Source organism: Spiractinospora alimapuensis, from assembly GCF_018437505.1.
In the GTDB taxonomy this organism is placed as follows: domain Bacteria; phylum Actinomycetota; class Actinomycetes; order Streptosporangiales; family Streptosporangiaceae; genus Spiractinospora; species Spiractinospora alimapuensis.
In genome coordinates this window covers 3,327,708-3,351,372 of sequence record NZ_CP072467.1, presented here as the reverse complement: position 1 = coordinate 3,351,372, position 23,665 = coordinate 3,327,708, and the positions used below count along the sequence as shown (strand labels likewise).

The 23,665-nt window shown below is 68.6% G+C and carries 32 protein-coding genes; 25 read left to right on the top strand and 7 right to left on the bottom strand.

Annotation, left to right across the window (positions count from 1 at the left end; all coding sequences use genetic code 11):
- The first annotated feature begins 219 nt into the window (after nucleotides 1–219).
- From J4H86_RS15500 to J4H86_RS15490, 3 genes are all read left to right on the top strand, one after another.
- Nucleotides 220–1,107: a TetR/AcrR family transcriptional regulator gene (locus J4H86_RS15500; RefSeq protein ID WP_236538378.1), complete on the top strand. Its 888-nt coding sequence runs from the start codon at nucleotides 220–222 to the stop codon at nucleotides 1,105–1,107.
- Nucleotides 1,108–1,206: 99 nt separating this feature from the next.
- Nucleotides 1,207–2,106, top strand: coding sequence for a BKACE family enzyme (locus J4H86_RS15495; protein ID WP_236538376.1), 900 nt, complete (start codon nucleotides 1,207–1,209; stop codon nucleotides 2,104–2,106).
- Nucleotides 2,103–2,543: a thioesterase family protein gene (locus J4H86_RS15490; RefSeq protein ID WP_236538373.1), complete on the top strand. Its 441-nt coding sequence runs from the start codon at nucleotides 2,103–2,105 to the stop codon at nucleotides 2,541–2,543. Before J4H86_RS15495 ends, J4H86_RS15490 begins: the two co-directional genes overlap by 4 nt.
- A gap of 223 nt (nucleotides 2,544–2,766) precedes the next feature.
- Here J4H86_RS15490 and J4H86_RS15485 read toward each other — a convergent pair whose 3' ends face one another.
- On the bottom strand, nucleotides 2,767–3,438 hold the full coding sequence (locus J4H86_RS15485) for a class I SAM-dependent methyltransferase (protein WP_236538372.1): 672 nt from the start codon (nucleotides 3,436–3,438) through the stop codon (nucleotides 2,767–2,769).
- A 91-nt stretch (nucleotides 3,439–3,529) separates the two neighbouring features.
- Between J4H86_RS15485 and J4H86_RS15480 the strand changes: the two genes are divergently transcribed.
- The 4 genes from J4H86_RS15480 (at nucleotide 3,530) to J4H86_RS15465 (ending at nucleotide 6,252) form a co-directional block, all read left to right on the top strand.
- Nucleotides 3,530–4,336, top strand: coding sequence for an SDR family NAD(P)-dependent oxidoreductase (locus J4H86_RS15480; RefSeq protein ID WP_236538371.1), 807 nt, complete (start codon nucleotides 3,530–3,532; stop codon nucleotides 4,334–4,336).
- A 48-nt stretch (nucleotides 4,337–4,384) separates the two neighbouring features.
- On the top strand, nucleotides 4,385–4,648 hold the full coding sequence (locus J4H86_RS15475; protein ID WP_269134471.1) for a phosphoribosyl-ATP diphosphatase: 264 nt from the start codon (nucleotides 4,385–4,387) through the stop codon (nucleotides 4,646–4,648).
- Between the two features lie 78 nt (nucleotides 4,649–4,726).
- Nucleotides 4,727–5,584, top strand: coding sequence for an ATP phosphoribosyltransferase (gene hisG / locus J4H86_RS15470; protein WP_236538369.1), 858 nt, complete (start codon nucleotides 4,727–4,729; stop codon nucleotides 5,582–5,584).
- Nucleotides 5,581–6,252, top strand: coding sequence for a spermidine synthase family protein (locus J4H86_RS15465; RefSeq protein WP_236538364.1), 672 nt, complete (start codon nucleotides 5,581–5,583; stop codon nucleotides 6,250–6,252). Before hisG ends, J4H86_RS15465 begins: the two co-directional genes overlap by 4 nt.
- A 10-nt stretch (nucleotides 6,253–6,262) precedes the next feature.
- Here the strand turns inward: J4H86_RS15465 and trxA are convergent, their stop codons facing one another.
- Nucleotides 6,263–6,640 carry a thioredoxin gene (trxA, locus tag J4H86_RS15460; RefSeq protein ID WP_236538363.1) on the bottom strand — a complete coding sequence of 126 codons (378 nt, stop codon included), beginning with the start codon at nucleotides 6,638–6,640 and terminating at the stop codon, nucleotides 6,263–6,265.
- 286 nt (nucleotides 6,641–6,926) lie between these two features.
- On the opposite strand from trxA, the gene J4H86_RS15455 reads away from it, so the two are divergent.
- Nucleotides 6,927–7,286, top strand: coding sequence for a YidH family protein (locus J4H86_RS15455; protein ID WP_236538361.1), 360 nt, complete (start codon nucleotides 6,927–6,929; stop codon nucleotides 7,284–7,286).
- Entirely contained in the window at nucleotides 7,283–7,618 is a 336-nt protein-coding gene (locus tag J4H86_RS15450) for a DUF202 domain-containing protein (protein WP_236538358.1), read from the top strand. The genes J4H86_RS15455 and J4H86_RS15450 overlap by 4 nt, the downstream gene beginning before the upstream one ends.
- Nucleotides 7,619–7,663: 45 nt before the next feature.
- Here J4H86_RS15450 and J4H86_RS15445 read toward each other — a convergent pair whose 3' ends face one another.
- The 3 genes from J4H86_RS15445 to J4H86_RS15435 all read right to left on the bottom strand — a co-directional run bounded on the left by J4H86_RS15445 (nucleotide 7,664) and on the right by J4H86_RS15435 (nucleotide 10,147).
- Entirely contained in the window at nucleotides 7,664–8,608 is a 945-nt protein-coding gene (locus J4H86_RS15445) for an NAD-dependent epimerase/dehydratase family protein (RefSeq protein ID WP_236538357.1), read from the bottom strand.
- A 41-nt stretch (nucleotides 8,609–8,649) separates the two neighbouring features.
- A complete protein-coding gene (locus J4H86_RS15440) occupies nucleotides 8,650–9,363 on the bottom strand; it encodes a PIG-L deacetylase family protein (RefSeq protein ID WP_236538356.1) in 714 nt (237 codons plus the stop codon).
- Nucleotides 9,364–9,439: 76 nt separating this feature from the next.
- Nucleotides 9,440–10,147, bottom strand: coding sequence for a WbqC family protein (locus J4H86_RS15435; protein ID WP_236538355.1), 708 nt, complete (start codon nucleotides 10,145–10,147; stop codon nucleotides 9,440–9,442).
- A 328-nt stretch (nucleotides 10,148–10,475) separates the two neighbouring features.
- Here J4H86_RS15435 and J4H86_RS15430 point away from each other — a divergent pair, with 328 nt between their 5' ends.
- The 9 genes from J4H86_RS15430 to J4H86_RS15390 all read left to right on the top strand — a co-directional run bounded on the left by J4H86_RS15430 (nucleotide 10,476) and on the right by J4H86_RS15390 (nucleotide 16,289).
- Nucleotides 10,476–12,011, top strand: a complete 1,536-nt coding sequence (locus tag J4H86_RS15430) for a glycosyltransferase family 2 protein (RefSeq protein ID WP_236538354.1) — start codon at nucleotides 10,476–10,478, stop codon at nucleotides 12,009–12,011.
- 25 nt (nucleotides 12,012–12,036) lie between these two features.
- Entirely contained in the window at nucleotides 12,037–12,474 is a 438-nt protein-coding gene (locus tag J4H86_RS15425; RefSeq protein WP_236538352.1) for a DUF3817 domain-containing protein, read from the top strand.
- A gap of 173 nt (nucleotides 12,475–12,647) precedes the next feature.
- Nucleotides 12,648–12,854, top strand: a complete 207-nt coding sequence (locus J4H86_RS15420; RefSeq protein WP_236538350.1) for a CsbD family protein — start codon at nucleotides 12,648–12,650, stop codon at nucleotides 12,852–12,854.
- A gap of 124 nt (nucleotides 12,855–12,978) precedes the next feature.
- Nucleotides 12,979–13,467: an Asp23/Gls24 family envelope stress response protein gene (locus J4H86_RS15415; protein ID WP_236538348.1), complete on the top strand. Its 489-nt coding sequence runs from the start codon at nucleotides 12,979–12,981 to the stop codon at nucleotides 13,465–13,467.
- A gap of 8 nt (nucleotides 13,468–13,475) precedes the next feature.
- The gene (locus tag J4H86_RS15410; protein ID WP_330932420.1) at nucleotides 13,476–13,805 is read left to right on the top strand and encodes an Asp23/Gls24 family envelope stress response protein; all 330 of its coding nucleotides are present in this window, start codon (nucleotides 13,476–13,478) and stop codon (nucleotides 13,803–13,805) included.
- A 10-nt stretch (nucleotides 13,806–13,815) separates the two neighbouring features.
- The gene (locus tag J4H86_RS15405; RefSeq protein ID WP_236538344.1) at nucleotides 13,816–14,001 is read left to right on the top strand and encodes a hypothetical protein; all 186 of its coding nucleotides are present in this window, start codon (nucleotides 13,816–13,818) and stop codon (nucleotides 13,999–14,001) included.
- Nucleotides 13,998–14,399 (top strand): Asp23/Gls24 family envelope stress response protein, encoded by a 402-nt coding sequence (locus tag J4H86_RS15400; protein WP_236538343.1) that lies wholly within the window; start codon nucleotides 13,998–14,000, stop codon nucleotides 14,397–14,399. The genes J4H86_RS15405 and J4H86_RS15400 overlap by 4 nt, the downstream gene beginning before the upstream one ends.
- Nucleotides 14,400–15,087: 688 nt before the next feature.
- Nucleotides 15,088–15,699 (top strand): DUF6286 domain-containing protein, encoded by a 612-nt coding sequence (locus J4H86_RS15395; protein ID WP_236538341.1) that lies wholly within the window; start codon nucleotides 15,088–15,090, stop codon nucleotides 15,697–15,699.
- A gap of 5 nt (nucleotides 15,700–15,704) precedes the next feature.
- The gene (locus tag J4H86_RS15390) at nucleotides 15,705–16,289 is read left to right on the top strand and encodes an alkaline shock response membrane anchor protein AmaP (protein ID WP_236538338.1); all 585 of its coding nucleotides are present in this window, start codon (nucleotides 15,705–15,707) and stop codon (nucleotides 16,287–16,289) included.
- Between the two features lie 19 nt (nucleotides 16,290–16,308).
- Here the strand turns inward: J4H86_RS15390 and J4H86_RS15385 are convergent, their stop codons facing one another.
- Nucleotides 16,309–17,085 (bottom strand): SURF1 family protein, encoded by a 777-nt coding sequence (locus J4H86_RS15385; RefSeq protein ID WP_236538336.1) that lies wholly within the window; start codon nucleotides 17,083–17,085, stop codon nucleotides 16,309–16,311.
- Nucleotides 17,086–17,666: 581 nt separating this feature from the next.
- Here J4H86_RS15385 and J4H86_RS15380 point away from each other — a divergent pair.
- Entirely contained in the window at nucleotides 17,667–18,479 is an 813-nt protein-coding gene (locus J4H86_RS15380) for a TetR/AcrR family transcriptional regulator (RefSeq protein ID WP_236538334.1), read from the top strand.
- A 17-nt stretch (nucleotides 18,480–18,496) separates the two neighbouring features.
- Nucleotides 18,497–19,003, top strand: a complete 507-nt coding sequence (locus J4H86_RS15375) for a methyltransferase family protein (RefSeq protein ID WP_236538332.1) — start codon at nucleotides 18,497–18,499, stop codon at nucleotides 19,001–19,003.
- A 39-nt stretch (nucleotides 19,004–19,042) separates the two neighbouring features.
- Here the strand turns inward: J4H86_RS15375 and J4H86_RS15370 are convergent, their stop codons facing one another.
- Complete coding sequence (locus J4H86_RS15370; protein WP_236538330.1) at nucleotides 19,043–19,582, bottom strand: GNAT family N-acetyltransferase; 540 nt, start codon at nucleotides 19,580–19,582, stop codon at nucleotides 19,043–19,045.
- A gap of 222 nt (nucleotides 19,583–19,804) precedes the next feature.
- Between J4H86_RS15370 and J4H86_RS15365 the strand changes: the two genes are divergently transcribed.
- From J4H86_RS15365 to J4H86_RS15345, 5 genes are all read left to right on the top strand, one after another.
- Nucleotides 19,805–20,587, top strand: a complete 783-nt coding sequence (locus J4H86_RS15365; RefSeq protein WP_236538328.1) for an alpha/beta fold hydrolase — start codon at nucleotides 19,805–19,807, stop codon at nucleotides 20,585–20,587.
- A gap of 143 nt (nucleotides 20,588–20,730) precedes the next feature.
- Nucleotides 20,731–21,342, top strand: coding sequence for a fluoride efflux transporter FluC (locus tag J4H86_RS15360; RefSeq protein WP_236538326.1), 612 nt, complete (start codon nucleotides 20,731–20,733; stop codon nucleotides 21,340–21,342).
- Complete coding sequence (locus J4H86_RS15355) at nucleotides 21,339–21,626, top strand: fluoride efflux transporter FluC (RefSeq protein WP_330932419.1); 288 nt, start codon at nucleotides 21,339–21,341, stop codon at nucleotides 21,624–21,626. Before J4H86_RS15360 ends, J4H86_RS15355 begins: the two co-directional genes overlap by 4 nt.
- Nucleotides 21,627–21,836: 210 nt before the next feature.
- The gene (locus tag J4H86_RS15350; RefSeq protein ID WP_236538324.1) at nucleotides 21,837–22,814 is read left to right on the top strand and encodes an ABC transporter ATP-binding protein; all 978 of its coding nucleotides are present in this window, start codon (nucleotides 21,837–21,839) and stop codon (nucleotides 22,812–22,814) included.
- The gene (locus tag J4H86_RS15345; RefSeq protein WP_236538322.1) at nucleotides 22,811–23,659 is read left to right on the top strand and encodes an ABC transporter permease; all 849 of its coding nucleotides are present in this window, start codon (nucleotides 22,811–22,813) and stop codon (nucleotides 23,657–23,659) included. The genes J4H86_RS15350 and J4H86_RS15345 overlap by 4 nt, the downstream gene beginning before the upstream one ends.
- The last annotated feature ends 6 nt before the right edge of the window (nucleotides 23,660–23,665 follow it).

Here is a 23,665-nt window from a genome sequence, read left to right as displayed (position 1 = left end):
GAGACGCATCCGAGTCTAGGCCGTGTTTCGTCGGCCGCGACATCGTCGCGTCGGCCCACCAGTGCGGCTTCTGGAGGGGTCGCCGGAGTGATCGTGGAACCTGGCAACGACTAACTGTTCAGTCAGTCGTCGGGCGATTCGAGGAGAAGTTCCTTGTCGACGCCGTTCTCTGTTGTGGAGTGGTTGCGATAATCGCTCAGGGGTTGTTACCCTACCGCCGTGAGCGACGAGGTGCTGGACAAGGTCCGACTGCGGGTCCGTGAGGTGATCCGCAGGTCGGGGCGCTCGCAACGGCAGTTCGGCGACGCGATCGGGATGGAGCCCACCAAGCTCTCCAAGTCGCTCACCGGTGTCCGTCGATTCACGCCGACCGAGTTGGTCACGATCGCCGATTTCACGGGTGTCCCGGTGAACTGGCTCCTCAACGGGCAGAGCGCGGACGCGCCCACGTCCCTGACCTCGCCGCGGGCCGCACCGGTGTCGGCGCGGACGGTCCCCGGGGAGAACAAACGTCCCCTCCCGGCCCCCGGCTACTCCCGCGAGCGTCAGATCATCGAGGCGACGCACCGGTTGATCGCCGAGGCCGGCTACTACTCCGTACGGGTGGCGGACGTCGCGGCCGCCTGTGGGACCTCCACGGCGACGGTGCACTACTACTTCCCCACCCTGCGCGCTCTGCTCACCGCCGCTCTTCGACACCAGGTCCAGGTCGCGTTCGACCGGCAGGTCGCCGGCCTCCACGACATCGCCGACCCGGTGGAGCGGCTGCACCGACTCATCGACCTCCAGCTTCCCCACGCCGGGCACGTCCGGCAGGAATGGTCCATCTGGTTGCAGATGTGGGCCGCCGCCTCGCTGGACACCCGGATGCGGGCGTTGTACCGGGACTTCTACCAGCGGTGGCACGAGGTTCTGGCGGACACCCTGCGGGAGGGACAGGAGCGGGGGGCGTTCCGGGAGTTCGACGTCGTGACGATGACGACACGGCTGACGGCGCTGATCGACGGTCTGGGAATCCAGGTGCTCGTCGGCAAGTCGGACACCCTGGTCACCGACATGCGTCGGACGCTCTACGGCGTGATCGAGGCCGATGTCCTGAAGAGCTGACACGGCGGGGCTGGCACGGCCCCGCACCGGCGCCCGCGTGGCGTCGCCGCACAACCTCTCACTCCCCTCAAGCAGTTCGAACGAAAGCGGTGTTTGGCAGTGAACGAGACGATGAACCACAAGGTGATCCTGACGGCCGCGCTCACGGGCGCGGGTGACACGGTCGGCCGGAGCGAGCACGTGCCGGTGACGCCGAAGCAGATCGCCGCGTCGGCGGTGGAGGCCGCCGAGGCGGGGGCCAGCGCGGTGCACATCCACGTTCGAGATCCGGAGACCGGCGCGCCGTCTCGGGACAACGCGCTGTACCGCGAGGTGGTGGAGCGCATCAAGGAGACCGGGATCGACATCGTCATCAACCTGACCGCGGGGATGGGCGGTGACCTGGTGATCGGCCAGGACGATCCGATGGCGTTCGACACGGGCACGGACCTGGTGAACGGTCTGGAGCGGCTCCCGCACGTCGAGGAACTACTGCCCGACATCTGCACGCTGGACTGCGGAAGCCTGAACTTCGGCGACGGCAGCCACGTCTACGTCTCCACCCCGGACATGCTGCGTGCGGGCGCGAAGCGGATCCAGGAGCTCGGCGTGCGGCCGGAGCTGGAGATCTTCGACACCGGGCACCTGTGGTTCGCCAAGCAGATGCACGCCGAGGGCCTTCTTGACGATCCGACCCTGTTCCAGCTCTGCACCGGGATCCCCTATGGCGCCCCGGCCGACCCCGGGGTACTGCAGTCGATGGTCAACCTGCTCCCCGAGGGTGCGCAGTGGGCCAGCTTCTCCATCGGGCGGATGCAGATGCCGTGGGTGGCCCAGTCCGTCCTGCTGGGCGGGCACGCCCGCGTCGGGCTCGAGGACAACCTCTATCTCAGCCGTGGAGTCAAGGCCACCAACGGCCAGCTCGTCGAGAAGGCCGTCAACATCATCGAACTCCTCGGAGCCCGTGTCGCCAGCCCGGAGGAGACCCGGGCGACGCTCAAGCTCCGGAGCGCGCGATGACCGCACAGTTCCAGCAGGTGGTCCAGCCCGAGTGGATCGACTACAACGGACACCTCAGTGAGGGCTACTACGTCCTGATCTTCGGGTTCGCCACCGACGCGATGATGGAGCGGATCGGTCTGGGGCCGGAGTACCGCGAACGTACGCGGTGCTCGTTGTACACCGTCGAGGCACACGTGCGGTACCTGCGGGACATCGGTGTCGGGGACACGGCGGAGGTGACGACGCGCGTCCTGGGGCACGCGGCGAAGAAGCTGTGGTTCAGCCACGAGATGTCCGTGGACGGAACCGTGGTCGCCACGGAGGAGCTCCTCGCGCTGCACGTCGACCAGTCGGCGTCGCGGGCGTGTCCGTTTCCGGACGGCGTCGCCACGACACTCGCCGGACTGCGGGAGTCCGCCCCCGACTATGCGGGGCGGAAAATCACCTTGGGGTGATTTTGTCGCATTGAACCCGATTATCGGCTTATCTACCACTTGCATGGGTAGTGTGACACTGCCGTGTCACCGATATCGGGGAGTGCTTGACTTATGTGCCCTCGCCCCTCACCTGGTGGGTGGTCGTGGCAGATCGTGTCTCCGTCAGGCGAATAGACGACGAGGCGCGTGCCGCTCTCGCCGCGGCACGCGCCTCGCTCTGTCGATCCCCCGGTCAGGCGGCTCAGTCGAGCGGCTTGCGCAGGTGGTGGATCCAGGCCGGCGGCACGTTGGCGATCACCCGGTCGTCGGCCTCGCCGTAGCGGGCGAGATACTCGTCCACGACCCACCCCGAGCGCACCTGACGGAGGTAGTCCTCGCGTCGGGCCGCGACGGCGCGGATCTGCTTCGTCCCCAGGTAGCCGTAGAACGACAGGGTCCCGCCGGGACGCAGCATCGCGAAGTAGGCCTCCATGATCTCCCGGACTTCCTCGGCCGTGAAGTTGGCGAAGGGAAGCCCGGAGATGATGACGTCGTAACGCTCCGTCCGGTCCAGCTCCTCGACCCGGGCACGGTGCAGGCTGACCCGGTCCGCGACCCCCGCGAGCTCGTCGTCGTCGATGAGGAGGTCCTGGAGGCGGTCGGCGAGCCGGTCGTTGGACTCGACCAGCTCGAGGGTGTCCTTGGTTCCCATGCGGCGGGCGATGGCCTTGGAGACGGGGCCGGTCCCGGCGCCGACCTCCAGGATGGTCAGCGGCTCGCGGGAGGTGCGCTGTTCGAGCGAGCGGGTCAGGGCGTTGGACAGCGCGGCGCTGCTCGGTGTGATCGAACCAGTGTCACGGAACTCCCGGAAGAACTCCTTGAGGAACACGCCCGCATCGCGGGCCCGGCTTTGAATCTGTTCAATCGCAGGCATACCAGCACGGTACTGTCCGGCCGCCGCGTCTCATGCATCTTCGGCGTCGCCTATCGCCCGGTGACGGGACCGCGTCCTAGGATCTCGTGATATGACGGCATCCCGTTCCGCCAAGAGGACAGCACTCGTCACAGGCGCGTCGACCGGGATCGGAGCGGAGTTCGCACGCCAGCTCGCCCGACGGGGACACGACCTCGTTCTGGTATCGCGCCGGTCCGAGGCCCTCCGGGACCTGGGAGCGAACCTCGAGGGAACCTATGGCGTCGAGGTGCGGCCCCTACCCGCCGATCTCACCGACCCCGCCGCACTGGAACGCGTCGCGGCGCGCGTCGAGGCAAGAGACGATCCGATCGACGTGGTGGTGAACAACGCGGGAGTCGGAGGCGGAGGGCCACTCGCTCGGCAGGACCTCACCGACATCCAGGCCAGCATCGACCTGAACGTCCGCGCCGTGGTGCGTCTGACCCACGCGGCGATGTCGTCCATGAGGCGACGGCGAGCCACCGGGGGTCCCCGGGGTGTCATCAACATCTCCTCCATGGCCGGTGCCTTGCCCGCCATGCCGGGAAACGCCGTGTACGCGGCGGGGAAGGCCTTCGTGCGGAGCTTCACGGAGAGCGTCGCCCTCGAGGAGACCTCCCACGGGCTGCGCGCGACCGCCGTCCTCCCCGGATACGTGCGCACCCCGATGACCGTGGGACTCCAGGCCGCGGACCCACCGGACGTGGTGTGGGTCTCGGCGGAGCGCGTCGTCACCGAGTCCCTGCGGGCGTTCGCGGCGGGGCGAACGCATGTCGTCCCCGGGTATCAGTACAAGATCGCCGACGTGCTCCTCGGCGTGGTCCCGGGCGCGGTCGTGCGTCGTGGGGTTTTGGCGGCGATGCGGCGCCTACGGTGACACGTGTCCTCTATGCTTGAGCTGGCACGTCACCAAGGACTGTGGAGCATGAAGACCTTCGAAGAACTGTTCGCCCAGCTCGCGGAGAAGGCGGAGACCCGCCCCGCCGGGTCTGGCACTGTCGCGGCCCTGGACGCCGGGGTACACGCGATCGGTAAGAAGGTGGTCGAGGAGGCGGCCGAGGTGTGGATGGCGGCGGAGCACGAGTCCGCCGACCGTGCCGCCGAGGAGATTTCCCAACTGCTCTACCATCTCCAGGTCCTGATGTTGGCTCGGGACTTGACCCTGGACGACGTCTACGCGCATCTGTAGGCCGGCCCCACCGCGTGTGGGGCCGGCCGTCCACGGATGTCGACGATCGCCCAATAGTTCCGGAGCCGTGAGAACACCATGCCTGAGACGCTGCGTATCGCTGTGCCCAACAAGGGCCAACTCGCCGAGCCCGCCATCGCCATGTTCACCGAGGCGGGATACCGCCAGCGCAAGGATCCCCGCGACCTCGTGCTGGTCGACCCGGAGAACGACGCCGAGTTCTTCTTCCTGCGCCCCCGCGACATCGCCGTCTACGTCGGCGAGGGCATCATCGAGGTCGGGATCACCGGCCGGGACATGCTCCTGGACTCGGGGGCACCGGTGGAGGAGGTCATGGCCCTCGGGTTCGGTGACTCCACGTTCCGCTTCGCCGCCCCGGACGGCGGGCGGATGGACACCAAGGACCTGAACGGGCTGCGCATCGCGACCTCCTACGACGGACTGCTCCGTGCCTACCTCAGCGAGCAGGGCATCGACGCGCGGGTCATCAAGCTCGACGGAGCGGTGGAGAGCTCCATCCAACTCGGTGTCGCCGATGTCATCGCGGACGTCGTCTCGACCGGCACCACGCTGCGCAACGCGGGGCTGGAGACGTTCGGCGACCCGATCCTGCGGTCGGAGGCCATCGTCATCCGACGCCAGGGAGCCGACGACGACAACCGTCAGGCGGCGCAGCTCCTCCGACGCCTCCGGGGCGTCCTCGTGGCCCGTGACTACGTCATGGTGGACTACGACGTGCGCGCCGAGTTCCTCGACGACGCGATCTCCTTCACCCCCGGAATGGAGGGCCCGACGGTCTCTCCGCTGCACCGGGAGGGGTGGGTCGCGGTTCGGGCGATGGTTCCGCGCGGCGACGCCCAACGCATCATGGACGAGCTGTGGGAGATTGGAGCCAGGGCGATCCTCGTCACGGATATCTACGCCTGCCGATTGTGATCGAACAACCGGAGGTCCTGGACCGCGCCCACGGAGTGTCCGGGGGTGAGCTCGTGCTTCGGCGGGTCGGCCCCGCCTACGAGATCATCAGCAACGGCGTGTTCCTGATGGACACCAGGGACGGTCGCTCAGAGCGGGCACTGGTCCAGCGAGCGTTGGACGAGCTGCCCGCGCACCAGCGGGGGGTCAGGGTCCTGATCGCCGGTCTGGGAGCGGGATTCTCGGTGCGGGCCGCGCTCGATGATCCTCGCGTCTCACGCGTACTCGTGGTCGAGTGGGAACCTCGGATCATCGGGTGGCACTCCGGCCCGTTGGCCGCGGTGACCGATCGTGCCCTGGACGACTCGCGCTGCCGGGTGGAGTGCGCGAACATCGTCGACTGGATCGGGGCCGCGGTCCGATCTGGCGACGAGTACGACGTGCTGTGCATGGACGTCGACAACGGACCGGAGTGGACCGTCGTCGACGGCAACCAGCGTCTCTACGAGGCCGAGGCCATGGACCAGTTGCTGCGGATCATGGCACCCACGGGCGTCGTGAGCTTCTGGAGCGCGGCCCCCACACCGCGGTTCGAGACGACGCTGCGTTCCCGGTTCGGGACCGTGCGCCGAGAAGAGACCGAGGTCGCGCGGGGCGAACCCGACGTGGTCTACATCGCACGTCGTTGAGCCCGTGGGGTCACTCCGCCTCACCGTTGGCCTGCCGGCGTGCGATGTCCTTGCGGACCTCGTCCATGTCGAGCTCGCGTGCCTGTGAGATGAGGTTCTCCAGTGCGTCGGCCGGGAGGGCACCAGCCTGGTTGTAGATCACGGTACGGTCCCGGACGACCATCAGGGTCGGGATCGACGTGATGTCGAAGCTCGCCGCGAGCTCCTGCTGGTCCTCGGTGTCCACCTTGGCGAACACGATGTCGGAGTGCTGGTCCGAGGCCTGCTCGTACACCGGGGCGAACTGCCGGCAGGGGCCGCACCATCCGGCCCAGAAGTCGATCAGCACGAAGTCGTTGTTCGTGAGCTGCTCGTCGAAGTTGTCTTTTGTCAGCTCGACGGTTGGCACTGTAATCCTCCTGTTGTGGCGTGTCTCGCTCCCCTAGAGCGTCTTGGCCCGCCACATTGTTCCTTACCAGTGGGGGCGGGGCAGAGTTTTCCACCATCGCGGGCGTTTGGGCCGCTGGTGGGGGTGCGGCCGTCTGGACGTCGCCGCGGTCGTGACCGGCGTCACGACGGTGTTCCGGGGCCCCGCGAGTTGGGGTACGCCGGTGATCATCAGTGGCTCCGCGCTGTCTAGGCTGGTGCGTGCCTTCGTGGCCCGCGGGGGCCGGGACCAGTGAGGAGGGGTACGGGTGAACGGGACAGGTGGGCGTGCCGACGCCGAGGAGCACGAACCCGACTATCGCTTCACCCTTGCCAACGAGCGGACGTTCCTGGCGTGGATCCGCACGGCGTTGGCGCTGTTGGCCGGCGCGGTGGCGGTGTTGAGCCTGGTGCCCCTCGAGTGGGGTCCGGGCCTGCGCACCTCTGTCGGTCTCGCCCTGGCCGTGTTGTCCATCGTGATCGCGGGCATCGCCCCCTTCCGCTGGATCCGGGTTCAGCGGGCGATGCGCCGGGACGCGCCGTTGCCGGTCAGCGCGTTGCCGGTGGTGACCTCTGTCGCGGTGCTCGTGGTGTGCGTGCTGGTCATCGTGGGGAACCTCGCCGGATGACTCCGAGGGCACCGCGTGACCCGGGACTCCAGCCGGAACGCACCTATCTGGCGTGGCAGCGGACCCTGGTGCTCCTGCTCGTGGTCTCCCTGCTCTCCGCCGCCGGGATCACCGACGTCGCCCCCACCGCCTCCCACGTCGCCGCCGTGTTGCCGCTGACCGTCGCCGCGGCGACGACCGTCGTCATCGGGGTCTCCGTGCGTCGGCGTTGGCGCGCAACCCTGGCCCGGCCTTCCGCGGCGGCGCGGCCGGCCCCCCGGTGGCAGGTCGTGGTGTTGAGCCTCATGGTCGGTGGACTGGCCGTCACCGTCGGCGTCGCCGCACTGGTGTGACAGCCAGTTCCCCGGCCCCCGGGCCGCCGCCGTCCGGGCGGGACGTCAGCGCGCGTCGGTGATGGAGCGGATGATGTCGTCGAGTCCGTACTTGGGCTCGAAACCGATCAGCTCGCGCGCCAGCCCGGTGTCGGGCATCCGGCGTTGCATGTCCTCGTAACCCGACCCGTAGGCGTCCTCGTAGGGCACGAACGTCGTCTCACTGGTGGACGAGGTGAGCTCCCGGATGCGATCCGCGAGTCCCTTGATCGAGACTTCCTCGTGTCCGCCGAGGTTCACGGCCCGTCCGTAGGCCGCGGGGGTCCGCATCAACTCGGTGATCGCGGGGACCACGTCGTGCACCGATCCGAAGCAACGGCGTTGTGTCCCGTCCCCGAAGACGGTGATGGGCTCGTTGGCCAACGCCTGGGTGACGAACCGAGGCACCACCATCCCGTATCGGCCGGTCTGGCGCGGGCCGACGATGTTGAAGAAGCGCACGATCACGCAGGGGACGCCGCTCTCGGTGCTGTGGACGTACCCGAGGAGCTCGTCGATGCCCTTGGCCGCGGCGTAGGACCATCGGCTCAGCAGCGGCGAGCCTAGAACCCGGACCGCGTCCTCCCGCAATCCGTCGGCGTCGTTCTTGCCGTAGACCTCACTGGTGGAGGCGATCATGAACGGCGCGCGGTGCTGGACGGCCGCCTCGACCACGTTCTCGGTGCCGTCGAGGTTGATGCGCAGCGATTCCAGTGGCTTGTCCACAATGTTGTGGACACCGACCGCGGCCGCGAGATGGTACACCACGTCACTGTCGCGGATCACCGAGTCGACCAGGTCCCGGTCCAGGACGGACCCCCGGACGAGCTCGACGTTCTCCCCGGCGGGGAGGTTGTCGGCCGACCCTGTCGACAGGTCGTCGAGCACCACGACCTGATGGCCTTGGGAGATCAGATGGTCACACAGATGCGAGCCGATGAATCCGGCTCCGCCCGTCACGACGGCTCTCAACGCTTGCCTCTCTTTCTCTACGTGGTCGTCGGCGGACCAGGTCAGGTCAACCAACGCAGACAGTGGAAACCTTCGGCGAAGGGGGTTCCCGCCTGCATGCCCCGCAGGAGAGCAAGACTGCGCAGGGTCTGTTCGGACCGGGTGTGCGGATGGTCGTGCATCTGGGTCCCGTACTGCCGCATTCCCTCGAGCTTGGCGGCGACGTGGCGCTCCTCCAGTTCAACCAGCAGGTTCGGCGTGGGGGCGGCGTCGTAGCGCCACTGGTCGGCGGCTTCCTCGAAGGCCAGGACCATCTGTGGATGGTGCCGGACGGACCGGTTGGAGGGCCGGGTGGCGGTGTGCAGCGCCTCGGCGGCGACCTGGTGGTCCTGGTTGTAGCTCGTTCGGTGGGTGGTGATGACGATCGACGGTTCGAGTTCCGCGATGGAGAGCGGGCTGTCCCGTTCGATCATGTTGGACAGGTCGACCCGTGGGATCTGGTCCAGGCGCAGGTGGTACTCGTTGCCCGGGAAGGAGATCTCCCACCCGTCCCAGCCGAAGAAGTCGGCGACCCGCTTGATCTCGCCGTGGCGTTCCTGGGCGGTGGACAGCCCGGCCGCGGAGTAGTCCCGGGTGTCGCCGACCGTGAGGAACTGGACGTAGACCTCCGCGCCGAGTTCCTTCGCCTTCGCGATGAGGCCGCCGCATCCCAGGGTCTCGTCGTCGGGGTGTGGCGACAGGATGAGGATGCGTTGCTGGGCCCAGTCGATCGTCATACGCTCCGTCCTCGATTGAGAAGAGTTGGGGGATGGGACCGTGACGGTCCGCCCAGGGTCTCCCAGGGTGGGAGCCCTACGACTCCGCGCGGGCCGCGCGCAGGAGATTGATGCCATCTGGTCCCTTGTTCAGGAGGAGATCGATGGCCGCCATTCGAGGCAGGAATTCATCCTCCGCACGGCAGAACTGCGTGTAGGTCGGATGTTGAAAGTTCTGCCATTCCAAAGTGACACCCAGCTCCCTGAAGACGTCTTCGTCCATGTACCCGCGGGCCCCGTCGCCGGACAGCATGGCGGTCGCGCCCACCTTCGCGGCGATCTGTGCGATGAGTTCGCTCTTCTGTCCCGTGAACTCCCCCAGTTCACTGCTGCGCACGCACGGCGTGTTCACGCCAAACTGTTTCAGGATAAGATCAGTCGAGGTAATCGCAAGCTCGGCGAGATTGGTCCACTCGCGATCGTATATTCCGACGATATCCTGACCGAGTTCCGGCCAATAAGGGGCGTTTCGGTAGCAAAAATGGGCGATAGCGCGTCGGTGTTTCTCGATCCACCCCTGGGCGGTGTCGATCTGCTTGTCCTTGATCAGCTCGCCCCTGCTGTGCTGCACAACCGGCACAGTGAGCATGACCGGGCCGCCCTTGGCCGCGATATAGTTGCGGTTCTGCCACCCGCGCCGCTCGTATTGGACATGATCGAGGTGGACGAACAGGTCACTACGGTCGATCTTGTCGATCAGCCCCAGCCACGGCAGGTAGTGCGGCTGGTGAATGGCCACACGCACGGTGGAATCCTCCCGGTAGATGCGGTCGGTAAGGTCATGTCCACGACACGGGAATCGTCGTCATGCAACACGGCCCCACCATAAGTACACTACTGTTCACTGAATTGTCAGGTGTTTCGGCTGATCATTGGGGCGGTGTCATGATCGCTTATGTGTGCGCCGGTTCATCGGCATCCGGATCCGGGTGACACTCCGGGCGCGCCGTGGTACGCGCGAATGGCCGCGGCGGCGTGACCACTCCGCGATCACCCGTTGTCATCGCGCTGCGAGTCTAATCCTGTCGAATTTGGCCCCGCCATGCGCGGGACGGGTGAGTGGGGAGTTGTGAGTGCGCACTGCGAGAGTCATCGGCCGTTCGGTCGGTGCCCTGATCGCCGCGACGGTGGCTGTCGTCCTCGCCTGGCAGTGGGCGTCCTTCGCCATCGCGACCCTGGGGGCGCAGTCCACCCCGGTGCTCTTCTTCTGGCTGGCGTTGGGCGTCAACCTCGCGGTGTGGGCGATGGTCGGCCTGGTGCGTTGCGGTGACGACGGAACCCGGGCCCTGATACGACGCCTCCGCGGGGAGCGCGGTGCCCAGGTCGCCTCCACCGGACGGCACCGACGCGGAGGAACGGCCCCGGTGCTCATGATGTCCGCGACCGGCGAGTCGACGGAGATGAGCTCCGGCGGCGCGCCGACGGCGACCCTGGTGCGTCCCGAGCCGTCGGGCCATGACGGGGAGGCCGACCCCAACGCCGACATCACCCTGTCGGTGATCATCGCGGCGCACAACGAGGAACCGGTCATCAACGCGGCGATCCGGTCCGCGCTGCGCCTGTTCGACCGGCGGGACATCTACGTGGTGTCGGACAGTTCCAGGGACTACACCGCGGACATCGCGGCCCAGACCGGGGTCAACATCCTGGAGCTCCTCACCAACCGTGGGAAGGCCGGTGCGATTGAGGCGCTGATCACCGAGTTCCAACTGGTGGAGCGCTACGACGGCGTCGTGATCCTCGACGCCGACACCGAGCTGGACGAGAACTACGTTCGCGGTGCCAAGGCCCAACTGCGCGACCCCAAGGTCGCCGCCGTGGCGGGATTCGTGGTCGCCGAGTGGAACCCGCAGGAACGCAGTCTCGTCGGCCGCGCGATCTCGGCGTACCGGGACCGGTTGTACTTCATGCTGCAGTACCTGATCCGGTTCGGTCAGACCTGGCGGTTCACCAGCGTTCCCCCGATCGTTCCGGGGTTCGCGAGCCTGTACCGCACCTCCGCGCTGCGCCGAATCGACATCAACCCACAGGGCTTGGTGATCGAGGACTTCAACATGACCTTCGAGGTTCACCGCAAGGCGCTGGGGCGCATCTCCATGCGGCCCCGAACGCGGGCCGTGTGTCAGGACCCCTACAACCTCAACGACTACCTGAGCCAGGTACGGCGGTGGTCCCTGGGTTTCTGGCAGACCATCCGTCGCCACGGTGTGTGGCCGAGCTTCTTCTGGTTCGCGCTCTTCTTCTACATCCTGGAGCTGCTGCTGGTGTCGGTCGTGCTCATCACGACCGCCGTCCTCGCCGTGTTCACGGCGCTGCCGCCGCTCACCAACGGAGCGGTGCTCGAGAGCTCCTGGTACGCCGCCGGGTACGACCAGGTGACGTTGTTGCTCCCGCTCGTGGTGTTGGCCAGCGGCCTGTTCGTTCCCGACTACGTGCTCACGTGTGTCATGGCCACCATCCGGGGGCGTCCCGCCTATCTCGTCTACGGTCTCTTCTTCCTCGGGTTCCGGCTCGTCGACTCCTTCCTCGCGCTTCGGACCATCCCCCAGGCGTGGACCACCCGGTCCGACGGGCAGTGGAAGAGTCCGGGCAGGGCGGTGCGCGCCTGACGGAACATGGCCGTAGCCTGGGGCTATGGACGCGAAACCCTCCTCCGGACGTGCGGTTTTCCTGACCTACCAGGTTTTGGCGTACGTCACCGGCGTGCTGTTGGTCCTCCTGACCTTCGTCGCCATGCCCGCCAAGTACCTGATCGGGGACGACGCGGCGTTCTCGCTGGTGTCCGCCCCGGCCGGGACGGAGCAGTTGTTCGGTGCGGAGAGCGGTCTGATGCTCCCGATCGCCATGCCGCACGGCTACGCCTACATGGCGTATGTCGTCGTCGTGCTGTGGCTGGCGCTCAGCCGACGCTGGGGTGCGGGCAGGACGCTGGGCGTCGCCCTCGTCGGTACCATCCCGGTCCTCGGCATGGTGGTCGAGCGCCGCATGGCGCGCGCCGAGGCACATCGTTCCTCGTCCGTCCAGATCACCGGATCCACCGCCGAGCCGGCCGCCCCCACCAGCGGGTCCTGAAACCCCGGGACCACCGGCCGTCCGGACGCCGGAACGGCGCGCCGTGATGGTGCGCTGACCGAGACTGGAGCCTTCCTTGGGGTTCCGATTGGGTGATCCGCGAAATAACCCCCACCGCATGACGAATGCGAATGACGGGCTTTCCCGTCAGATCAGTGCATGGGGGTGAAGTCGTGGCGGATCACGACAAGCACGTCGACGATGCCGTTGGCAAGGCCAAAGAAGGCATCGGCAAGGCGACCGGCAATGAGTCCATGCAGGCCGACGGAATGAAGGACCAGGCGAAGAGCCAGGTCAAGGAAGCCGCGGAGAAAGCCAAGGACAAGGCGAAGGAGACCGCGAGCGAGGCGATCAACAAGATCCGCGACGCTAAGCGTTGACCGTGGACCTTCGGCCGAACCAGAGTTCCGGCCATCGGGGCGGGCCGTGGCCGAGCCACCGGGCCCGCCCTTCCGCGACCGCACAACCGGCGGGACGCGTGTCCCGCCACCGGGGGGACTTAGCATGACCGAAACCGAGGCCAAGCCGAGTGACGTCAAGGTGCCCGACGCGCGCGAGGGTCGACGCGCGGGGGGTTCGAGCCGATCCGACGATCTCGTGACGGAGGCCGGACGCACCAACATCGCCTCCGACGTCGTCGCGAAGGTCGCCGGAATGGCGGCGCGCGAAGTACGAGGCGTGCACGAGATGGGTGGCGGGGCCGCCCGCGCGTTCGGAGCCGTCCGTGACCGGGTGGCCGGCGGCACCGCGGCAGCGTCGCGTGGCGTCGAGGTCGAGGTCGGCGAGCGTCAGGCCGCCGTCGACGTCCAGCTCACCGTCGACTACGGGGTGTCCATTCCCGACCTGGCTTCCGCGGTCCGGAAGAACGTCATCCACTCGGTGGAGCGCATGACCGGACTGCAGGTGACCGAGGTCAACATTTCCGTGGACGACATCCACCTACCCGAGGATGACTCCTCCGAGGACTCCTCGGCCGAGTCGCGGGTGGAATGAGTTCGGACATGAGCGCCGAGGCGCGACTCGCCGAGCGAGTCGCGGCCGCGGCGCGGGAGTCGCCGGACGTCGTCGACCTCTCCGCCGGGGCGTTCGGAACGGTGCACACCGTCCTGCCGGGTGACGTGGTGTCGGGCGTGTCGCTGAGCGCGAGCCGGGTGGAGGTCGGCGTCGTCGTGCGGTGGGGACGACCACTGCCCGACGTCGCCGCGGACGTTCGCGCGACCGTCGCCGCGGTGGTTCCGGACCGCGCGGTCGACGTCACCATCGAGGACGTCGTCGTCGAGACGCCCACCGCGCCCGAAGCGTCGGGCGCGCCCGGTCGCGCTCGCAGTTGAGGAGGCTGTCATGTGGGCAATCGTGGGACTGGCGTACGGCTCGTTGTTGGGACTCAGCGCCGCGTTCGGCGGTTTCGGCGCGTTCGTTCTCGTTCTCATCCTGGGGGTGGTGGGATTCCTGGCGGGGCGCGCCTACGACGGGGAGATCGACCTGGCCGCGCTCTTCCTCCGTAACCGCACGGTGGACAGTCGATGAGCCCGACGACCGCCCCGGAGCGGACGGAACAGTCGCCGGTGGAACAAACGTCGGTCGAACCACGGGCGCGCGACACGCCCGGCCGCACCGACATCGCGGACCGTGTCATCGAGCGCGTCGTGCGTCGCGCCGTCCGCGAACGTCCCGAGACCCACGCCCGCTCCGCGGCGCTGGGGGGACTCGTCGACACCCACTACGCGCGGGTCAACGTGCGCCGAGAGGGCAACGCGGTCACCCTGCGCCTGGAGGTGGCGCTGACCTATCCCGTCGCCGTCGGACAGGCGGCCCAACGCGTCCGTGACCACGTCCGCGACCGGGTGACTGCGCTGACCGGGCTGACCGTCCGCCACGTCGACATCCAGGTCGCCGAACTCGTTCCCTCGCCCCGGGTTCGGTGATCGGCGCATGGCGCGGTCGTCGTGTCATCGGACGCCGCTCACGGCACGAGCGGAGCCGAGCCGCGCTGAGCCGCGCCGAGCCGCTCGCGGCAGCGCGGCGGCGGACCATGTGTGTTGGCATCGCGAGGGACGCGGCGTCACGACCCCGCACCGTGGTTTCCGAGACGGCGGCCGGGCGTTCATGGGAAGGCCGAGCTGGCGCGTCAACGTGGCGAGTGCGGGGCGGATCGTCGGGTGCCCGTTCCGGTGCGCGTGTCGGTCGGCCGTCGGCGGATGTGACGACCGGTCGGGAAGGCGCACCGTTCGTGCCGTGGGTGTGGGGCGGAGCTCCGGCCGGACGAGTCGGGCGGGATGGGCGCGAGCCAGGAGGGGCTGGGCGTTGCCACGTCCGGTGGGCTCGGAAACGTTCGTCCCAGTGGCCCGGCTCCACCGCGTCACCTTCGTCGACCTCCGGACCGAATACCGACCCATGTGGTCCCGCCGCGTGAGCACGGCGGCGCCTCGGGCCGCCGATCCGGGAGGGGGCGGCGCGTCGTCGCCCCACCCCAACCAGGCGACGAGCGCGGTGGGTGGCTTGACCGTCGACCGGCCGAATCGGTGGGAGCGGCGTGTGTGTCGACCGAGGCACCCGGTGTGGTGGCCGGGCGATGGAGACGGGCACGGGAAGCGGGAGTAATCGGGGGACCAGATGACAGCGATCCAACGAGGGACGGTGCCGGTCGTGGCGCCGCGGCGGGCGAGACGCGTCGCGCTGCACACCTTCCGACCGCAGCGGACCTGGCCGGCGGTGTTGGTGGCGGCGGGTGTCGCCATCGTGGCGGTGCTCGTCGCGGCGGAGGCGGTCGCCACGGTGGTGGGGCGCCCCTTGGGGCTGCTGCCGATGGAGACGGTCACCGGTGCTCTGGAGCCCCTGGCGTGGCGGTCGACGGCTGTTCTGGTCGCGGGGGGCGTGGCGTGCGCTGTGGGGGTGATCCTGCTGCTCGCGGCTCTGCTGCCGGGGCGTGGGGGCTACGTCCCGCTCCGGACGGAGGACCCGAGCCTTGTGGTCGGCGTGTCGCGGGCCGGGCTGCGGCGGCACCTGGCGGCGGCGGTCGCCGACATGGACGGCGTGCACCAGGCGCGGGTGGCCGTACGGCGCCGCCGCGTGAAGGTCCGCGCGTCGACGTGGGCGCGGCCGGAGCGCGCGCGGCGCAAGGTCATGGCGCGGACCCTGCGGGACACGGTGCGCGAGCGGCTCGACGCGCTCGGTCCGCTGCGACGCTTGCGTGTCCGCGCCCGAATCGGCAACGCGAAGGGGTGAGCGCGGTGGCGGACGACGTTCGAAGGTCGGCCCGGGGCAACCGGTGGGGACTGGTGATCGTGGGACTCGTCCTCACGGTCGGGGGTGCCGGCGCGCTCGCCGCCGGCCTGGGACTGTTCGGAGGCGCCCTCGCCTCGTCGACCCTGGGGGACGCGGTGTCCCCCTTGGCCGGACTGGCGTGGGTGCCCTATGTCATCGCCGTCGTCGCCGTGATCGTGGCCGTGTTGGCGCTGCGCTGGTTGCTCGTCCAGGGGAGGACCCCCTCCATCGACCGGTTCCGGGTCGCCACGGACCCGGGAGAGGGGCGCACCGAGGTGATGGGGGCGTCGCTCTCCCAGGCGTTGGAGGACGGGGTCGGGCGTTGCCCGGGCGTGTCCCGGGCGCGGGCGCGGCTGATCGGCTCACTGCGACAGCCCCGTGTGCGCCTGGATGTGGTGCTCACCGACGACGCGGATCCGCGCGCCGTGTGGGAGTACTGCGCCACCGAGGTGGTCCCGCGAGCGCGGGAGACCTTGGAGGTCGACGAACTGCGGACGGTGATCCGCATGTCGGTGCTCCCCGCGGGGCGGCGCGAGCGGGCGCTGGCCTGACGGCGCCGGCGAGCGGTGGTCAGACCGACGTCATGACCGGTTCGGAGCCGGGGGAGTCGGTGGGCGTGTCGTCTCCGTTGAGTTCGCGCCGGACCAGGACTCCCCAGAAGATGAGGGCGACCACGCCGAACATCGCCCACTGGGCGCCGTAACTGAGGTTCCGCCAGTTCAGGTCGTACTTCTCCGGTGTCTCGACCGGGGGGGCCTGGGCGAGCGAGGAGGCGTCGTCGATCGCCGTGATGTAACCCTCGTAGAGGTTGTAGGGCCACTCGTTGACCAGGATCGCCGGTGTGACCCGGTCGATGTGCCCCGCGGGGAGACTCGACGCGCTGAGCCCCTCCGTCTCCTCGGCCTGCGGCGGCGAGAGCCATCCCGTCACCGTGACCGTGTCCTCCGGCGGCGTGGGCACGTCGTTCGCCTCGCCCTCCGCTGCCTCCAGCCAGCCACGGTTGACGGCGACCGCGGTGTTGCCGTCGGTGACCAGGGCGGAGATCACGTAATAGCCGAGCTCACCGTCGAGGGACCGGCCGGGAACGAGTAGCTGCCGGTCGGGGTCGAACTGGCCGGTGGCCGACACGCCCTGGTTGGCCAGGTCCATGGGGAGGTACTCACCCGGGCCCACGACGGAGTCGATGTCGTCGGGCGAGGTGATGTCCTCCGGCGCGGGCACAGCGTCGCGCTCCGGATTGATCGCGGCGGAGAACTGCCAGTAGGCGCCCATGCCACAACCGAACGCGATGAGGACCGCCGCGAGGTGGATACCGAGCCAGCGAGGGCTGAGGAGCAGGGCGCGCACCTCTCCAGGGTAGGTGGATGTTGACACGGGGTGCTCGTGACCCCCGCTTGGTGTCCAGGATGTCCCCTTGGATACCGGAGAACCCAAAACTGGAAATTACTTTAAGTGATTTTCCATGACGGTCGGTTGTTAGAGCAGGTGGCTATAGGTAAGGTAGCTATCAGCACGGAGGGGAAGAACCCAAATCGTGCGACAGACCTTCATGGGTCGCGACTCCAGGGGGGAGGAGTCGGCGATCCGTTCCCTAAAGGCGAGGGTCGTCTCCGTAATTTTGAGGGGGGATGCGGAGACGACCCTCGCGCCTTTGTGTGTGGGGATGTTTTCGCAGGTCAAAGTCCTGCGTCTCTGTCCCTGGGGGCGATGTCCCCCGCGTGAGGGCTCGTCGGATCCGTGGCCCCCGGGGTGGCCGTTGGCGCCGAGCTCGGCGTCGTGGGCGCGGTGCGGCTCGCGGGGGCGTCCTGATCTCCGGGCGTCCGAATCCCCCGTCCTTCCTTTCGCTGTCTGATGTTCCGCACCCACGTGTCGTGCTCATCGTCCGCTGACACTTGATACGTGACTACATTTATCATAGTGTCACGTCTATGGATGTTCTGGATGATCTGGTGAACGCCGCGCTGCGGGCGGCCCGTGACCGCGGACAGGACGTGGCGATGGTGCCCCTGCCGGCGATCGCGGCGGAGGCCGGCGTCTCACGCAGCACCTTGCTGCGCCGGTTGGGCGGATCCCGCGCGGCGCTGGACGACGCCGTTCGTCGCGCCGGGGTCGACCCGGGGGGACGTCCGTCCGTGTGGGAACGCGCGACGGACGCGGCGGCGCTCATCATCAGTGAGCGGGGGCTGGGCGCGCTCACACTCGAGCGTGTCGCGGAGAACGCGGAGTGCTCGGTCCCCAGCCTGCACACCGTCTTCGGTGGCAGGGACGGCATGCTGGCGGCCGTGTTCGAGCGGCACGGGCCCGTGATCGAGCTGGAGGAGTTGGCCGCCGAGCTCCCCGAGTCGCTCGAGGAGACCGTCCGGGCGTTGCACCGGATCTTCATCAGGGCCTTCCAGCGAGAACCCCGCGTCGTCGCGGGGCTGCTGTCGGAGGTGATGGCGCGTCCGAAGGCCCCTGTCGCCGAGATGTCCAGGACCACATTCCCGCGGATGTTCCGGGTGTTCTCCGAGCTGCTCCTCCCCCACGTGCATGCAGGTCGGCTGCGGGATCTTCCCATTCCCCTACTCGTTCAGCAGCTCATTGGGCCGCTGATGGCGCATCTGATGTTGCGCCCCACGTTGGAACCCGTCGTTCCGGGCGGGCTTCCACCGGTTGACTTCGCCTCCGAGGAGTTCGTCCGCATGTACCTGCGTGCGGTCGCGGTGGAGCCACCTTCGGAGTCGACCCGCATCTCCCCCTGAGAACAGGAGTGGTTGTCATGCGTTCGCGAGCCTCTGCCGCCATGGGCAGTGTCGTCTTCTTCCTGATCGCGCCGGGAACGGTCGTGGGATTGCTGCCCTGGCTGATCACCCGCTGGCAGTTCGTCGAGCCGACGCAGTACTGGGTCGTGGCCCAGACGTTGGGCGCGTTGCTGGTCGTCCTCGGCCTGATCCCGCTGGTCGCCTCGTTCGTGGAGTTCGTCCGGGCACGCGGTGTTCCCGCGCCTGTGGCCCCGACCGAGCGCCTCGTGGTGGCCGGCGCCAACCGCTACGTCCGCAACCCCATGTACGTCGGTATCGCGGCGGCGTTGGTCGGGCAGGCACTGCTGTTCGGCTCCGCCTGGCTGGTGCTCTACGCGGTCGGCGTGCACGTCATGTTCGTGTTGTGGGTCCGGCTCTACGAGGAGCCCACGTTGGTGCGGCAGTTCGGGTCGGACTACGAGACCTACCGTCGCAACGTGCCGGCGTGGATCCCCCGCCTGCGCCCCTGGGACGCTCCGGTGTGACCCGCCGGTGCGGAACGCCGGCGTCCCACACCGGTGTGTCTACCGCAGGGCTCGCCGCATCGCTACGCGCGGCGCGGCGTGCCCCGACCCCTCGTCCTCCAAGCGGAACCGTTCGGCGAGTTCCGGGGTGAGGGACACGGAGTCCACGACGGAGAACCCGCGACGCCGGTACCAGGGCGCGTTGAACGGCAGGTCCCGGAAGGTCGTCAGGGTCAGCCACGCGTAGCCCCGGTCCCGTGCCTGGGACCGGGCCGCGTCGAGGAGCGTGGTCCCGACACCGCGTCGCATGTGGTCGACGTGTACGCCAAGACCCGCCAGGTGCGCCTGGCCCCCACCGATGTCCAGCAGAGTCGCGAATCCCGCGACCCGCGCGGTGCCATCCACTGCCACCTCCGCGACGAGCAGCCACTCACTGGAGCGGAACTCCTCCTCGGGGTCGTCGGGCGGAAGGTCGAGTCCGGCGGCGTGGAACGCGGTGTCGGCGGACCGGGACACCCGCACGAGTTGGTCGATGTCCTCGCCGGTCGCGGGGCGTACCGTCACGGTTCTGGGTGAGTTCGAGTCTGGTGAATCCGTCATGAGATGCGATTGTTCCCGACCCGAATGAGGGGCACCAAGACATTTTTGGGTTCGGCTGAGCGGCGGGTATGGCGTGCCCTCACAGGTGCCGGCGGATTGGGGGCCCGGTCGCGGTCGCCGGCGGAGAATCGCCGCGTATGGCCGAAGAGAACTCGACGAAACCTCCACTGGGCGGTGTCGGAACGGATACGCTTTGGGCCGTGCCGTCCTGGGAGGTCGCACGTGGCCCTCGCGCCCCTTGAGCACCGGTTCGTCGGACCACCCCGCGCCCCGGTCGTCCTGCTCTTGCCCGCCGCGGGGACCCGATGGTCGATGTGGGAGCCGCAGCTTCCCGAGCTCACCCGACACCTACGCGTGCTCCGGGTGAACCTCCGTGGTCCCGACGGCGAACCCCCCGGGGCGACGGTCGACGCCATGGCGGACGCGGTGCTCGACCTGCTGAAGGTGCGCAGACTCGAGCGGGTGTCCATCGTGGGCGCCGCTCTGGGAGCCGCGGTCGCGCTCACCGCGGCGCGGAAGTCCCCACGGTCGGTGGAACGACTCGGGCTCCTGTCCGCGTCGGCCCGGACCCGCGACCCGTCGGCGTGGCGACGGCGCGCCATCCTGGCCCTCGGATCGGGGATGCCCGCCGTGGTGCCGGACGCGACACGGTCCTGGTTCACCCCCAGGTTCGCCCAGGAACGGCCCGACGTCTGCGCACTGCTCGCCCGGGAGCTGGTGGCGATGTCCACCCACGAGTTCGCGGCGGTGGCGACCGCGTTCGCCGACGCCGACCTCAGGCCGGCGTTGCGGGACATCCCGCACCCCACCCTCGTGATCTCCTCCGCGCACGACCCCGAGGCGCCGCCTCGGCAGGGACGTCACCTCGCCGAGCGGCTGCCACGCTGCCGCTACGCCGTCGTCAGCGGAGGCGCCCACCTCGTCTCCATCGAACGGTCCGACCGGGTCAGTGGCCTGCTGTTGGACCACCTCGTCGGCTCGGTGTCCCCCCAGATGGACGGCTGACCTGGGGATAGACTGGGCGGGATCGACGCGGCGGAGGGGCCCGCCGCACCCAATCGCGGACGTACGTGCCGCCAACGGTCCCTGTCAGTCAGACGGTTCGCGCCGCTGTTCGCGCGGTCCCCGTTCGCTGATGGGAGATGCACATGTGCGCCGACGGCCCGGGCGGCGTCGATGGACCGGGGGAGGCGGAGGAGCCGGACGACTCGCTCCCGCCGCGGTCGCGTGGACAGCGCTCCGCTCCCCAAGGGTCGCCCAGAACACCTCCCGCAGCCGGGCCACGGGACGGCGGCGAAACGGACGCCCCCTCCGGCCGCGTCCGTCGAGCGTCCCGCGCCGGTCTGGGGTGGGACCTGGCGCTCGTCGCATTGGGCGGGGCGCTGGGGGCCAGCGCACGGCACGCGATCGACCTCGCCATACCCCACACTCCTGGGGGCTTCGCCCACGCGACGATCATCGCCAACGTCGGTGGGTGCCTGCTGATCGGGATCCTGCTGGCGTCGCTCGCCGAGCTGCACCCCCGCTGGCCGCTGGCCCGACCGTTGCTCGGCGTGGGCGTGCTGGGCGGCTACACGACGTTCAGCACCCATGTCCTCGACGCGTTGGACATGGCTTCCGTCGGTAGTGGTGGCCTGGCCGTCGTGTACCTCGGCGTCACGTTGGTGGGTGGGCTGTTCGCGGTCTGGGCGGGAGTCGAGCTGACCGAGCGGGTGCTGCGCCGCTCCACCGATGGTGGAGAGGAGGGGCGGGACGAATGACATTCCTCCTGGTCGCGCTGGGAGGCGCCCTCGGGGCGCCGTCGCGCTACCTCATTGATCGCGCCTGGCGGGCTCGACTGGACTCCTTGTTCCCCTGGGGCACGTTCACCGCCAACACCCTCGCCTGTGGCCTCCTGGGGCTGGTGGCCACGTTGGTCCTTCCGGAGCCGTGGTTCGGGTTCGTCGCCGTCGGCTTCCTCGGTGCGTTGTCGACCTACTCGACGTTCGCGTTCGAGACCGTGTGCGACTCGCCCGTGGAGGGGTCCGGTTCCTCCCGCTGCTGAACGTGGCCGCGTCTCTGCTGGCCGGGGTCGGCGCGATGATCCTCGGCGCGACGGTCGGCCGGATCCTGGGGGCCTGACACTCGGCACCGTCGAGCGCCGGAGGACACCCGATGAGGGGGCAGGACCGCACCTGGGCGTAATTGGCTTGCGATCGAATGTAGTACAAGTACTACAATTGGGTGTATAGATGTGGCTGAAAGGCAGAGAGGTATGACAAGAGTGAGCGAACTCGCGGGTGACGACCTCGCCCCCGAAGCGCACACGCGGGTCGACACCGCTATCGAAGTTCGTGACCTGCGGATGCGGTACGGCAGCAAGGACGTGTTGACCGGAGTGACCTTCTCGGCGGAGCCGGGAGAGGTCATCGGTCTGCTCGGTCCGAACGGTGCCGGGAAGACGACGACGATCGAGATCCTCGAGGGCTTCCGTATGCGCTCCGACGGGGAGGTCTCGGTCCTGGGTGTCGATCCGGCGCACGGTAATGAGGCCTGGCGGGCACGGATGGGGATCGTCCTGCAGTCGTGGCGGGACCACGGCGGCTGGCGGGTGCGGGAGCTCATTCGTCACCTGGGTGAGTACTACCGTCCCTACGGCACCACCGACCGATCGCGTCCGGTGGACCCCGACGAGCTCATCGCCCGCGTGGGACTGACCGAGCAGGCGAGCACCCGGGTGAAGGCGCTCTCCGGGGGGCAACGTCGGCGCCTGGACGTGGCGATCGGCCTGGTGGGCAATCCGGAACTCTTGTTCCTGGACGAGCCGACCGCCGGCTTCGACCCCGAGGCGCGACGCGACTTCCACGACCTGATCCACTCGGTCGCCGACGAGAACACCACCATCGTTCTCACCACCCATGACCTCGACGAGGCCGAGAAACTGGCCGACCGGATCCTCATCCTCGCGGGCGGGCAGATCCTCGCGAACGGAAGTGCCGCACAACTGGCGCGCCAGGTGGCGCACGACGCCGAGGTGCGCTGGACCAGGAGCGACGAACACTTCCTGCACTCCACCCCGGACGCGACGAAGTTCGTCCGCGAGCTGTTCGGTCAGTACGGGGAGGAGATCGCCAACCTGGAGGTGAGGCGGGCGACGCTGGAGGACGTCTACATGTCCATGGTCCAGCGGCACGAGGCCGGGAAGACCAACGAAGCGGTCAGTGAGTTCAAGCAGCGGGAGGCCGACCGATGACACCGTATCTGCGTGCCCTCCGGCTGGGGGTGGCCCGGGGACGGATCGAGTTCCTTCACTCGATCACTCAGCCGCAGGAGTTGTTCCAGTACTTCTTCTGGCCGATTATCTTCTTCGTCGTCATGCTCTTCATGCGGAACTCGACCGTTCCCGGGACGGAGTTCTCGCTCGGGGCTTCTGTGCTGCCCGGCGTGATCGGGATGAACGTGGCCTTCGCCATGATCGGTGTCGCGTCCATCCTCGTCACCGAGCGGGAGGACGGCACGCTGCTGCGGGCCAAGTCCACCCCGAACGGGATGCTCTCCTACCTCGTCGCCAAGACGTTCCTCGTCGCGGCGATGACGGCGATGAGCGCGCTCCTGATCCTGCTGGGCGGCATCGCGCTCTTCGGCTCCGACGTCACCCCCTCGGTGACGGGTGCCGTGCTGCTCGTCGTCGTGTTCGTGTTGGGCATGTTGGCCGTGGTGCCTATCGGGGCGGCGATCGGGGCCTTGATCACGAACCCGCGCAGCATGGGACTGGTCTTCCTCCCCATGGGTGGGCTGATCAGTATCTCCGGTATCTTCTACCCGATCACGGCGATGGCCACCTGGCTGCAGGCGGTCGCGCAGGTCTTCCCCGTCTACTGGCTCGGCCTGGGGATGCGTTCCGCTCTCCTCCCCAGCGAGATGGCGGCGGCGGAGATCGGCGAGTCGTGGCGGCACCTGGAGACCTTGGGGGTGTTGGGGGTCTGGGCCGTACTGGGTCTGGTGCTGGCACCGCCCCTGCTGCGTCGGATGGCACGGCGGGAGTCGGGCTCGGCGGTCCAGTCGCGCCGGGAGGACGCGATGAAGCGGGTCGGCTGAGACACG